Below are 12,727 nucleotides of genomic sequence, written 5' to 3' on the forward strand. Positions count from 1 at the left end.
CCGCAGCCAATGTGCGCGTTCGGCAAGGCGTGGTGCGATTGCGAATAAGGATTTCCCAAAAAGGCCGGCCTATTGGCTCGCACCCTTCGCATACGCAAAAAGCCGCCGCGTGAGGGCGCGGCGGCTTCCCGGGGGGCGGGGCGTCAAAAAGGGGTGGAGGCGCTCAGAGCAGGGTGACCGTCACCGACTTCGCCTCGGTGTAGAGTTCGAGCGGCGCGTGCGCCAGTTCGCGGCCATAGCCGGACATCCGGTGGCCGCCGAACGGCACTGCCGGATCGAGCAGATTGTGCGCGTTGACCCAGACATTGCCCGCCTTCAGCCCCAGCGCGAAGCGGTTGGCCGCGCCCAGGTTCTGCGTCCACACGCTGGCGCCGAGGCCGAAGCGGGTATCGTTGGCCAGCGCCAGCGCTTCCTCTTCGCTGTCGAACGGCATGGCCACCAGCACCGGGCCGAACACTTCCTCGCGGCACAGCGTCATCTCGGGCGTGCCGTCGGCGAAGACGGTGGGGCGATAGAAGAAGCCGGGGCCGTCGGGGGCCGCGCCGCCCGCCACCAGCCGCGCGCCCTGCGCCAGCGCGCCTTGCACGAAGCCGTCGACGCGCGCGCGCTGCTTCGCCGAAACCAGCGGCCCCATCTGGCTGGCCGAATCGAGCCCCGCGCCCAGCACCATGCCATCGGCCACGGCGGCGAGGCCGTCGATCACATCGGCATAGATGCTGCGGTGGACCAGCAGCCGCGAACCGGCGGTGCAGACCTGCCCGTGGTTGAAGAAGATCGCGCCGGCCGCGCCTTCCACCGCCATCTGCACGGGGCAGTCGCCCAGCACCACCACCGGGCTCTTGCCGCCGAGTTCAAGGCTCAGGCGCTTCATCGTGGTCGCGGCGCGGCGCTGGATTTCCTGCCCGACTTCGGTCGATCCGGTGAAGGCGATCTTGTCGACCTGCGGATGTTCGACCAGCGCGATGCCCGCCGCCGCGCCGCCCGTCACGATGTTGACCACGCCGGCCGGAAATCCGGCTTCGGCGATCAGAGCACCCAGATAGAGCGCGGACAGCGGCGTGTCCTCGGCCGGCTTGAGGATCACGGTGCAACCCGCGGCCAGCGCGGGCGCGATCTTCCAGATCGCCATGACCAGCGGGAAGTTCCACGGGATGATCTGCCCGACCACGCCCACCGGCTGGCGGATGGTGTGCGAAGTGAAGCTGAGGCCCGGCACGTAATGGAACGAGGGCGCGATGGTCGTGCCTTCGATCTTGGTCGCCCAGCCGGCCATGTAGCGGAGCGAATCCATGGCGAGGACCAGATCGCCGTGGCGCGCCATGGGCAGGATCTTGCCGTTGTCCAGCACTTCCAGCTCGGCCAGCAGATCGGCATCGCGTTCGATCAGGTCGGCCAGGCGCAGCAGCAGGCGTTCGCGCTCCACCGGCCGCAGCGCGCGCCAGGGGCCGGTGTCGAACGCGGTGCGCGCGGCGGCCACCGCGCGGTCGATGTCGGCCGCGCCGCCTTCGGCCACCTCGGCGATCGGCGCGCCGGTCGCCGGATCGATCACGGTGCGCCGGTCGCCGCTGATGGCCGGTACTTGCGCGCCATCGATCCACAGGCCGTGCCGGTGGGCGAGGAAGGCCTGCGTCGGGGCGCTGGCGGCCTGCGCGCCGGACCCGACGGTGGCGGAAGGGCTCGCCCCGGCGGTGCTTGCGATGTCCAGCGTGTCGCTCATTTCAGGGTCACCTTTTCGTGGATGGTGCTGACGTTCCGCGATCGTAGGAGGCGCGTTCGCGCCCGCGCTATCCACTTTGCGCAGGCCGCGTGCCGATCCGGCAAAAGGAAGGCGCACGCCTCTTGACAGGAGACGCGGCTTTCAGTGTCCTGCATCGGATGAGGACTCGGCTACGCGGTTCTCATGATCGGCACCCGATCAGGCCGCGTGAGCCGGGTAACAGTGCAAGCGAGAACACACGGCGGGCAAACCGTCGCGCTCAGGGAGCCGCCACATGCTAGCCGTCCTTGCCCAGTCGAATGTCGCCGGTGTTCAGTCCTTCCATTCGGATCGGGCGGACGTGGTCCACGAACACCTTTCGAAGCGCCTTTCGCGCCACCGCTTCGATTGCGGCCGGGCGGAGCCGATCGATGCGCGCATCTACAGCATGGAACTCGGCGCGATCCAGTTCGTCGATCTGCAGTACGGCACCGAGGTCGATGTCGAGGCGCAGCTGGAGGACGATCACTTCCTGGTCCATCTCGCGCTCGATGGCGAAACCGTGATGTGGGCCGATGGCAACCGCTACCAGCTGCGGCCCGATGAACTGATGGTGTCCTCGCCCGGCACGCCGCTCAAGGTCCACATGACGGGCAACTGCCGCCACCTCGCGGTGCGTATGCCCGCGTCGATCTGCACCGATTATCTCGGCCAGCAGCTCCACATCCCGGTCCAGCGCCGCCTGGAATTCTACCCGGGGCGCGAAGGCACGCGCGAACTGCCGCTGGTGTGGCGCGGGATGCTGACCCACATCTGCGGGCAGTTGCAGCTTTGCCCGATCACGATGGGCAACAAGCGGCTGCAACGCCAGTACGGGATGCTGCTCGCCGAAGTGCTGCTCGGCAATTACTGCAACAGCTATTCCGAACAGATTGCGCTTCACGGCAACGACATCTCGCCCCGCCACGTCCGCCGCGCGCGCGAGATCATCCACGATTCGGTGGAGGAGACGATTTCGATCGCCGCGCTGGCGGCGCAGGTCGGCGTTTCGGTGCGTTCGCTGCAAAGCGGCTTCCGCCACTTCCTGGGCGTAACGCCGCTGGAATACGTCCGCCGCCACCGGCTGGAAAAGCTGCACAGCGCGCTGATGGAAAGCGATGGCGCCGCCAGCGTGACCGAACTGATGCTCGAATGCGGCATCGTCAATTTCGGCCGTTACGCGCAGTATTATCGCCAGCAATACGGCTGCCTCCCCTCGGAAACCCTGCGCAAGCGGGGATAGGCGCGCATCGTCGCGGTCCTGATGGCGCGACCGTTGCCCCGCGGCGCGGTCATCCTCTTGACGCGCCATATCATTTCCATAATATTGGAAATATGGAATCATCGTTTGCTGCGGAACAGGTTGTCCGCGCCCTTGGCGCGCTTGCCCAGGAACATCGGCTGGCCGCCTATCGCCTGCTGGTTCAGGCGGGCGAGGAAGGGCTGCCTGCGGGCGAGCTTGCCGGTCGTCTGGCGGTGCCGGCGTCCTCGTTGAGCTTTCATCTGGCCCAGCTGGCCCATGCCGGACTGGTGAGGCAGCGCCGGCAGGGCCGGTCCATCATCTACTCGGCCAACTACCCCGCCATGAATGGTCTCATGGCCTATCTCACCGAAAACTGCTGCGGCGGGGCTCCCTGCGGCGCAAACCTGGCATGCGCTCCGGCCGCGGACGAAGACTCCGCGGGCAACGCGGCGACTAGCAAGAGGATGGTTGCACGATGACCCGGCCGGTGGTGGCGCATCCGCGTCTTTCGTTTCTCGATCGCTATCTGACCGTCTGGATCTTCGCGGCAATGGCCGTGGGGATTGTTCTGGGCACGCTGGCGCCATCGGTTCCGCGCGCACTGGGGGCGATGTCGGTCGGCTCGACCAGCATTCCCATCGCCATGGGTCTGATCCTCATGATGTTTCCGCCGCTCGCCATGGTGCGGTACGAGGAACTCGGCAAGGTCTTTCGCGACGGCAGGGTCCTGGCGCTGTCCTTCGTACTGTGCTGGGTCGTCGCTCCCGCCTTCATGTTCGCGCTCGCCGCGCTGTTCCTGCCGGACAGGCCCGAATACCTCACCGGGCTCGTCCTGATCGGCATCGCGCCGTGCATCGCCATGGTGCTGGTGTGGAACCAGCTGGCCGAGGGAAGCCCGGAGTACGTGACGGGCCTTGTCGCGTTCAACTCGCTGTTCCAGATCGTGTTCTACGTCCCCTACGCCTGGTTCTACCTTGGCGTTCTGCCGCCCCTGTTCGGCATGGAGGCGCACATGGTCGACGTGGATTTCGCAACGATCGCGAGGGCCGTCGTGACTTATCTCGGCATGCCATTCCTCGGCGGCTATCTCGTCCGGCGCGTCCTGATCGGCATGCGCGGGGCGGCCTGGTACGAGGGCACGTTCCTGCCGGCGATCAGCCCGGTCACGCTGGTGGCGCTGCTTTTCACCATCGTGTGCATGTTCAGCCTGAAAGGCGGCGAGATCATCGCGCTGCCGCTCGATGCCGTCCGCGTGGCGATCCCGCTGGTGATCTTCTTCGTGGTGATGTTCGTGCTGGCCTTCGCGCTCGGCCGGGCCAGTGGCGCGGACTACGCGCGCACGGCGTCGCTTTCGTTCACGGCCGCTTCGAACAATTTCGAACTGGCGATCGCCGTTGCTATCGCCGCCTTCGGCCTTGCCTCGCCGGTGGCTTTCGCCGCCGTCATCGGGCCGCTCGTCGAAGTGCCGGTGCTGATCGCCCTCGTCAATCTCGCGCTGTGGTTCCGCCGCAACTGGTTTGGCGGCGGGAAAACCCCGGCGATCGCCTGAACGTCAAGGAACGACCATGACCACCGACATCGTGATCTATCACAATCCCGATTGCGGCACTTCGCGCAACGCGCTCGCGATGATCCGGAATGCCGGCATCGAACCGCATGTCATCGAGTACCTGAAGACTCCGCCGTCGCGCGCTCTCCTTGAAAGCCTGATCGCCCGCGCGGGCATCACCCCGCGCGCCCTGCTGCGCGAGAAGGGCACGCCCTACGCCGAACTGGGCCTGGCCGACGAAAGCCTGAGCGACGCCGCCTTGATCGATGCGATGATGGCGCATCCGATCCTCATCAACCGCCCGCTGGTGGTCTCGCCGCTCGGCGTCCGCCTGTGCCGCCCGTCCGAGGAAGTTCTCGATCTCCTGCCCCGGCGTCAGCAGGCGGCGTTCTCCAAGGAAGATGGAGAAGCGGTCGTGGACGCCGACGGAAACCGCATCGCCTGAACCAGCGGGAGGGCGCGACGACGCTTGCTCACGGCGCGTCGGGATCGGCCTTCAGGTCCAGCGCGCGCTTCACCACATAGGTGCGGATCGCTTCGGCCTGCGCGGCGGTCAGGTCCTTGGCGAAGTTGGGCATTCCCTGCGGTTCGCCCACGCCCTGCAGCACGAAGGCGGCGAACATCTGCGGATCGGTGATCGCCTGCGAATAGCGCAGGTTGGGCACGCCGCCGTGGTTCACCGCCGTATCCCCGTGGCACATCCAGCAGCGCACGTGGAACAGCGTGCGGCCTTCGTCCACCTGCCGGGGATCGCCGGCGCTGGCGGGTAGCGGTGGCAGCACCTTCGGATCGACTGGCGGCAGCGCATAGGGCGCCTTGCCATCCAGCCGGAAGGTGACGATGCGGTTCACGCGCGGGCCGACCGCTTCCTTCAGCGCCTCGCCCATGTTGAGCGGCAGGATGCCGCCCCAGCCGACCGCGACCGAGACGTATTGCACGCCCTTGATGCGGTAGGTGACCGGCGCGGCGACGATGCCGCTGCCCAGGTTCACGGACCACAGCTTGCGGCCGCTGTCGGCGGCATAGGCGGCGAATTCGCCCGTGCCGTTGCCCTGGAACACCACCCCGCCCGCGGTCGAGAGCACGCCGCCGTTCCACGGCAGCGGCATCGGCACGCTCCACACCCTGCGCCCGGCCACCGGGTCCCACGCCACCAGCGCGCCTTTCATCATCGCGCGGATCTGCGCGCGCACCTTGGGATCTTCGGGCATCGAGGAGGCGGCCGGGTCCTGCCCCGTGTTCCACCCGCGCGGATCGTAGGCGAAGCTTCCGGGCTTGGCCGACACATAGCCATAGGGCATTTCGGCGGTGGGCAGGAACACCAGCCGGCGGGAAGGATCATAGCTCATCGGTTGCCAGCTGTGCCCCCCCGCGGGCGAGGGCAGCCCCAGCCACGGCGCGCCGCTTTCGGCATAGCGCGCGGCCGGCACGATGTCGGGGCGGCCGGTCTTTGGGTCCAGCCCTTTCGACCAGTTGAGCGGCACATAGGGCGTGCCCGAGATGAACTCGCCGGTCGCGCGGTCCAGCACATAGAAATAGCCGTTCTTCGGCGCCTGCATCAGCACCTTGCGGGTTCGTCCGCCGATTTCCAGATCGGCCAGGATCATGTGCTGCGTGGCGGTGTAGTCCCATTCGTCGCCCGGCACTTCCTGGAAATGCCAGACGTATTCGCCCGTCTCCGGCCGGATCGCCACGATCGAGGAGACGAACAGGTTGTCGCCCTTGCCGGCGCTGCGCACCGTGCGATCCCACGGTCCGCCGTTGCCCACGCCGATGTAGAGCAGGTCGAGTTCGGGATCGTAGGCCATCGAATCCCACGCGGTGCCGCCGCCGCCCACCTTCCACCATTTGCCCGACCAGGTGCCGGCGGCCATTTCCATGGCCTTGTTCTCGAAGCCCTTCGCCGGATCGCCGGGCACGGTGTAGAAGCGCCAGGCCTGCTTGCCGGTGGCCACGTCATAGGCGGTGACATAGCCGCGCACGCCGTATTCCGCGCCACCGTTGCCGATGATGACGCGGTTCTTCACGATGCGCGGCGCGCCGGTGATGGTGTAGTTCCGGTCGCGGTCCGTGGTCTGGATCGACCAGACCTCGTGCCCCGTCTTCGCGTCGAGCGCGATCAGCCGTCCGTCGAACGCGCCCAGAAACACCTTGCCGTCGGCATAGGCGACGCCCCGGTTGACCACGTCGCAGCAACCGCGCCGCGCCGTGGCCCCATCGACTTGCGGATCGTAGCGCCACAGCACGCGGCCGGTGCGCGCATCCAGCGCCATGACCACGCTCCACGGGCCGCTGACGTACATCACGCCGTCGACCACGATCGGCGTCGCTTCCACCCCGCGCAGCGTTCGCGCGTCGAAATCGGCGCTCCACGCCACGCCCAGCCGGGCGACGTTGGTGGCGTCGATACCGGCCAGCGGGCTGAACCGCGTCTCGCCGGGATCAAGGCCGTGCATGGCCCAGTCCGTATCTGCGCTGGCGGTCTCGGTGCTGGCGCGGACAGGCGCGGGCTTCGGCGCGGCAAGGGCCGTGGCGCTGACGCAGATCGCGGTCAGCAGGATCGCTTTGGTCTTCATCCGGGTTCCGCCATATGGAAGGGGCACGAGGCCGGTCACGGCCGCGCCCGCTGTCGCTGAGGGCCGAAGGGCACCCGATTTGACGGTGCGGCGCTATCCGGAACGCGAACGGCGCTGTACGCAAAGCGCGTCATTTCGGTCACAGGTTTCAACCGATTTCGCGAACCCCGCCTGCGGGTTCCGCAGAGCTTGGCCGCTTTGCGTTCCGGCAATCCGCAATGCGCGGCGGATGTACGTTTTCGGCATTTCTATACTGTTGAAATACCAAGGCCCCTCGGCGAGCATCCGGTCAACAAAAGCACCAGTTGGTGCCGGCGATCAGGGAGCATCCGGCATGACCTTCGGGAAAACCAAAGCGGCGTCGAGCATACTGGCCATGGCGGTTGCGATCGCCGGCATGACTGGGACGGCGCACGCGCAGGAGGCGCAAACCGCCACGCAGGACGCGACCAGCGGCTTCGGCGATATCGTGGTGACCGCCACCAAGCGGTCCGAGAACGTCGCCAAGGTGCCGATCTCGATCACCGCGTTCTCGGGCGACCAGCTCAAGGCGCTGGGCGTGACCGACACCACCCAGATCACGCAGCACGTTCCGGGGCTTCAGCTCAACGCCTGGTCGCCCAACGTCACCATCTTCAACTTGCGCGGCATTTCGCAGAACAACTTCACCGACTACCTGGAAAGCCCGGTCGCGGTCTATGTCGACGATGCCTACATGGGCTCGATCAACGGCATTTCCGGCCAGCTGTTCGATGTGCAGCGCGTGGAAGTGCTGCGCGGGCCGCAGGGCACGCTGTTCGGCCGCAACGCCACCGGCGGCCTGATCCAGTACGTCAGCAACGATGCCAGCCGGGCGGACTTCAACGGCTATGCCTCGGGCACCTACGAACGCTTCAACCGGCGCACGCTGGAAGGCGCGGTGGGCGGCAGCATCACCTCCGGCTTGCGTTTCCGCGTGGCGGGCCGCGTCGCCAAGGCCGATGGCTACATCAAGCCGGCGGCCGCGCTGCCGGGCGTGTTCGAAAGCGACGGGCAGGCGCTGGGCGGGGAAAACGGCTGGGCCGTGCGCGGCACGGTGCAGGCGGACCTTGGCCCTAACGGCAAGCTGGACCTGTGGTACAAGCATTCGCAGGACGATCACGTCGCTACCGGCGGCTATGTCTTCGACAACTGCAACCTGCAGGACAACGGCTATTGCACCACCGATGCCGCCGGCCTCTCGAACGGCACCGGCGGGGTCATCAACGGCATCACCGGCGAGAAGGCCAGTCCCTACCAGAACTTCTCCAACGTGCCCGGTTTCCTGGATCGCAAGATCGATGTCTATCAGGGCAAGCTGGCCTACGATCTGGGCGGCATCAAGCTCACCAGCATCACCAACTATACCAAGCTCACCAAGTCCTATCTCGAGGATGGCGACGCCACGCCGCTCGACCTCATCCGCTACGAGACGCAGGCGCGCTACAGCCAGTTCAGCGAGGAACTGCGCCTGTCGGGCGATTTGCCGCGCTTCCGCTGGCAGGCAGGGTTCTATTACCTCGACATGAAGATCAACGGCCATACCGTGACCACCGGCAACCCGGCGCTGGGCGCGGCGGTGGCCGTGGGGCTGGGTGGCAGCAACCCCTCGATCGACGAGACCTATCGCCTGTCCTCGAAGAACTGGTCGCTGTTCGCGCAGACCGAATACGACCTGACCGATGCGCTGACGCTGATTACCGGCCTGCGCTATTCCAAGGACACCAAGGGCGTTACCTACCATTCGCTCGTCAGTTCGGACGGCAGCACGGTGGAGCTGGCCTCCAACCAGAGCTTCGATGCGGTGATCCCCGGCGTCGATCGCATCTCCAAGGGCGATTGGGCGGCGCGCGCCACGCTGAACTACAAGGCGGCGGCGAACACGCTGCTGTTCGCATCGTGGAACCGGGGCATCAAGGGCGGCAACTTCACGCTCAGCCCCGCGATCGATGCCTCGACCTTCCAGCACAAGGCGGAGACGCTCAACGCGTTCGAGGGCGGCATCAAGTGGTCCAACGACAGCAAGACCATCCGCGCCAACGCCACCGTGTTCCACTATAGCTACAAGAACTATCAGGCCTTCGCCCTGATCGCCAACGTGCCGCAGGTCCGCAACAGCGATGCCACGGCAACGGGCGCGGAGTTCGAGGCGTGGCTCCGGCCGGTCCCGCACTTCAACGTGAACCTTGGCGCGACCTGGGAAACCAGCAAGGTCAAGTCGGTGGCGACGGCGGGGTCGGAGTACCTCTCGGTGCTGGTCCCCGGCGCCAGCGTGCCGCAATATTGCGTCGATCAGGGCACCGGCAACTATTTCTGCACGTTCCCGGCGGCCACTGTCACCAATGCCAAGCTGCCCAACGCGCCGCGCTTCAGCGTGAACTACCTGTTCCGCTATGACATCGACACCGCGCTCGGCAATGTCGCCGCGCAGTTCGATGGCGCGTGGTACGACGGCCAGTATCTCGAAGTGACCAACGGCGCGTCCTCGTTCCAGAAGGCCTACAACGTCTCGAACGCCTCGCTGACCTGGACGAGCGCGGACGACCGGTTCAGCATCGAGGTGTTCGGCCGCAACGTCTTCAACAAGGCTTATCGCCAGTATACGCTCAATCTCGGTCCGCTCGGCACCACCGCTATGTACGCCAAGCCCGCCACCTATGGTGTCAGCGCGAGCGTGAAGTGGTGATTGCCGCTCGGCCCACGGCTATGGGGAAGCGGGCGCGGGGCCGGTTTTCGTTTCGGAGTATGCGATGAAGACGTTGCTTGCCCTTTCGCTCCTCGCGCTCGGCGCGTCGCACGCGATGGCCGCGCCGCCGAAGCCAGCGCCGCTGAAGCCCGAGGAACTGACCACGGTCGAGCTGAAGGAGCAGATGCCGCCGCACTGGGTGCTGGTGAACGACATCAGCTTCCTGCACATCGCCGATGGCCGCGCCTATCTGATCGATGCGGACAGTGGCCATTTCCTCGGCACGATTCCGGGCGGCATGTCGCACACCGGTGTCGCCGTCTCGCCCGAAGGGCGCACGGCGATGGTGCCGGGCACGTACTATTCGCGCGGTAGCCGGGGCACGCGCACCGATGTCGTCACGTTCTTCAAGATCAGCGACCTGATGCCGGGCGACGAGGTGGAGATCCCGGCCAAGCGCATCCAGTCGCTGCCGCTGCCCTCCACCATGCCGCTGACCGACGACGGGCGGTTCCTGCTGGTGTACAATTTCACGCCCGAACAGTCGGTCAGCGTGGTCGATGCGCAGGCGCGCAAGCTGGTGGGCGAATTTCCGACGCCCGGCTGCGGGTTGATGCACATGACCGGGCCGCGCGGATTCCTGATGCAATGCGCCGACGGATCGTTGCAGGCGGTCGCGCTCGATGCGGACGGCGCGGTCCGTCTGGGCGCGACGACCAAGCCGCTGTTCACCGCCGACGATCCCGCCAGCGACAAGCCGGTGCGGATCGGCCCATCGACCTGGCTGTTCACCACCTTTGCCGGCGATGTCGCGGTGATCGACGGGGCCGGCGGGCAGATCGCGGTGAAGGCGCGCTGGAAGCTGGCGGGGCCGGACGAATCCGCGTGGCGGCCGGGCGGTTTGCAGCCGCTGGCCTACCACGCGCCCAGCGGGCGGCTGTTCGTGCTGATGCACAAGGGCGGCGCGGGCACCCACAAATATCCCGGCGAGGAAATCTGGGTCTATGACGTTGCCTCGGCCAAGCGCACCGCCCGCATCGCGCTCGACCAGCCGGCCAGCGCGGTGGCCGTCAGCGGGGACGATGCGCCGCTGCTCTACACCACCCTGTTCGGCAGCGGCACGCTGGCGGTGCGCGATCCGGGCACCGGGGCGGTCCTGCGCAAGGTGGAAGGGCTGGGGGCCGACCTCACGCTGATCCAGCCCGCGCCGGTCGTGGCCACGGTGGGCGCGCGATGATCGATCCCGTTCTCGCATTGTTGCCCGCGATCGGCGCGGGATGCCTGTTCGTGTCGGCGGGCGTGCATAAAATGCGCGATCTGGCGCGTTTCGTGCCAACCTTGGGCGCCTATCGCCTGTTGCCCGCCGGAGGGGAGTCCGTTGCAGCCCCAGCGGTGATCGCGGCGGAAATCACGGCCGGCGCGGCGGCGCTGGCCAGCCCCCTGTGGCCTGCTCTGGGCCGGGCCGGCGTGCTCGGTTGCGCGCTGCTATTGGGGGCTTATGCGGCCGCTATCGCCATCAATCTCCTGCGCGGGAACACGCGGATCGATTGCGGCTGCCTCGGCTTCGGCGCGCGCGTGCCCGAACTGCGCTGGGGCCTCGTCGGCCGCAACGCGCTCCTGCTTGCGGCGGTTTTGACCGCTTTGCTGCCGGTTTCCTCCCGCCCGCTGGTATGGCTCGACGCCGTCACCCTGCTCGGCGGCCTCGCGCTGATGGCGCTGATTCATGCCGGTGCCGACATGGCGCTGCACCTTCCCCGCAAGGAGATCCGCTCGTGACCAATGCCGTGATTGCCGCGCTGATCGCGCTGTGGATTCTGGTGCTCGTGCTGGCGCTGGTGGTCGTCGCGCTGCTGCGGCAGGTGGGGATGCTGCACGAACGGCTTGGTCCGGTCGGCGCGCTGATGCTGCCGGGCGGCCCCGAAGTGGGGCAGGAGACGCCGGCGTTCGAACTGGAAGCCATCGATGGCCGCGCCGTGCGCATCGGCGGTCCGGCGGACGGGCGATCCACCCTGCTGTTCTTTCTTTCGCCGACCTGCCCGGTGTGCAAGTCGCTGATTCCCGTGGTCAAATCGATCGCGCGCGAACAGGGTGACGCCTTGCAGGTGGTGCTGGCCAGCGATGGCGATGCGCAGGCGCAATACGAAATGGTCGAGCGCGAACGGCTGGAGGCCTTCCCGCTGGTGCTGTCGACGCCGCTCGGCATCGCCTTCCAGGTGTCGAAGCTGCCCCATGCCGTGCTGATCGACGCCAACAACCAGATCGTGGCCAAGGGCCTCATCAACAACCGCGAACATCTTGAAAGCCTGTTCGAAGCGAGCCGGATCGGCGTCGCCTCGCTGCAGGATTTCCAGCGCGCCCGCGCGGCGGGGCTGCTGGGGCAGAACCAGGGAAGCAAAGCATGAGAAGACTGGACCGCGCCGCCGAATACCTGGCCCGCAGCGCCGCGCGCGGCACGTCGCGCCGGGGCTTCATCGGGCGGCTGGGCGCTTTCCTGACCGTGTCGGGTGCCGCCACGCTGCTGCCGGTGGCGCGCGCGCGCGCGGAACGCGCGCCCAATCCCGTGCAGGTGCAGGAGCAGGGCGATCCGATGTCCTGCGAATACTGGCGCTACTGTGCGGTGGACGGCTTCCTCTGTTCGTGCTGCGGCGGTTCGGCATCCTCGTGCCCGCCGGGAACCGAGCCTTCGCCGATCACCTGGGTCGGCACCTGCCGCAACCCCGTGGACGGGCGCAATTACATCATCAGCTACAACGATTGCTGCGGCAAATCCGCGTGCGGCCGCTGCAACTGCAGCCGCGACGAAGGCGCGACGCCGACCTACCAGCCGACCACGTCCAACGATCTCGACTGGTGCCTCGGCACGCAGGCGGGGGTCGCCTACCACTGCTCCACGTCGGTCGTGCTCGGGCCGGCGGACTGA

Annotated in this window: 11 protein-coding genes; 9 read left to right on the plus strand and 2 right to left on the minus strand. The window is 67.1% G+C overall.

Going from position 1 to position 12,727, the window contains the following annotated elements:
* Positions 1–163: 163 nt before the first annotated feature.
* The gene (locus F1640_RS22515) at positions 164–1,717 is read right to left on the minus strand and encodes an aldehyde dehydrogenase family protein (RefSeq protein ID WP_124808312.1); all 1,554 of its coding nucleotides are present in this window, start codon (positions 1,715–1,717) and stop codon (positions 164–166) included.
* Positions 1,718–1,991: 274 nt separating this feature from the next.
* On the opposite strand from F1640_RS22515, the gene F1640_RS22520 reads away from it, so the two are divergent.
* From F1640_RS22520 to arsC, 4 genes are all read left to right on the plus strand, one after another.
* Positions 1,992–2,978 (plus strand): AraC family transcriptional regulator, encoded by a 987-nt coding sequence (locus F1640_RS22520; protein ID WP_124808311.1) that lies wholly within the window; start codon positions 1,992–1,994, stop codon positions 2,976–2,978.
* A gap of 92 nt (positions 2,979–3,070) precedes the next feature.
* The gene (locus F1640_RS22525) at positions 3,071–3,457 is read left to right on the plus strand and encodes a helix-turn-helix transcriptional regulator (RefSeq protein WP_124808310.1); all 387 of its coding nucleotides are present in this window, start codon (positions 3,071–3,073) and stop codon (positions 3,455–3,457) included.
* An 11-nt stretch (positions 3,458–3,468) separates the two neighbouring features.
* On the plus strand, positions 3,469–4,527 hold the full coding sequence (gene arsB, locus F1640_RS22530; protein WP_375336214.1) for an ACR3 family arsenite efflux transporter: 1,059 nt from the start codon (positions 3,469–3,471) through the stop codon (positions 4,525–4,527).
* Between the two features lie 16 nt (positions 4,528–4,543).
* A complete protein-coding gene (gene arsC / locus F1640_RS22535) occupies positions 4,544–4,972 on the plus strand; it encodes an arsenate reductase (glutaredoxin) (RefSeq protein WP_124808308.1) in 429 nt (142 codons plus the stop codon).
* Positions 4,973–5,000: 28 nt separating this feature from the next.
* On the opposite strand, the gene F1640_RS22540 is transcribed toward arsC, so the two are convergent.
* Entirely contained in the window at positions 5,001–7,103 is a 2,103-nt protein-coding gene (locus F1640_RS22540) for a PQQ-dependent dehydrogenase, methanol/ethanol family (RefSeq protein ID WP_194921909.1), read from the minus strand.
* A gap of 334 nt (positions 7,104–7,437) precedes the next feature.
* On the opposite strand from F1640_RS22540, the gene F1640_RS22545 reads away from it, so the two are divergent.
* From F1640_RS22545 to F1640_RS22565, 5 genes are all read left to right on the plus strand, one after another.
* The gene (locus F1640_RS22545) at positions 7,438–9,807 is read left to right on the plus strand and encodes a TonB-dependent receptor (protein ID WP_223806489.1); all 2,370 of its coding nucleotides are present in this window, start codon (positions 7,438–7,440) and stop codon (positions 9,805–9,807) included.
* A gap of 64 nt (positions 9,808–9,871) precedes the next feature.
* Positions 9,872–11,044 carry an amine dehydrogenase large subunit gene (locus F1640_RS22550; protein ID WP_124808306.1) on the plus strand — a complete coding sequence of 391 codons (1,173 nt, stop codon included), beginning with the start codon at positions 9,872–9,874 and terminating at the stop codon, positions 11,042–11,044.
* Positions 11,041–11,583: a MauE/DoxX family redox-associated membrane protein gene (locus F1640_RS22555; RefSeq protein ID WP_124808305.1), complete on the plus strand. Its 543-nt coding sequence runs from the start codon at positions 11,041–11,043 to the stop codon at positions 11,581–11,583. Before F1640_RS22550 ends, F1640_RS22555 begins: the two co-directional genes overlap by 4 nt.
* A complete protein-coding gene (mauD, locus tag F1640_RS22560) occupies positions 11,580–12,209 on the plus strand; it encodes a methylamine dehydrogenase accessory protein MauD (protein ID WP_309229351.1) in 630 nt (209 codons plus the stop codon). The genes F1640_RS22555 and mauD overlap by 4 nt, the downstream gene beginning before the upstream one ends.
* On the plus strand, positions 12,206–12,727 hold the full coding sequence (locus tag F1640_RS22565) for a methylamine dehydrogenase light chain (protein WP_124808303.1): 522 nt from the start codon (positions 12,206–12,208) through the stop codon (positions 12,725–12,727). Before mauD ends, F1640_RS22565 begins: the two co-directional genes overlap by 4 nt.

Source organism: Novosphingobium sp. NBM11, from assembly GCF_015390225.1.
GTDB lineage: Bacteria > Pseudomonadota > Alphaproteobacteria > Sphingomonadales > Sphingomonadaceae > Novosphingobium.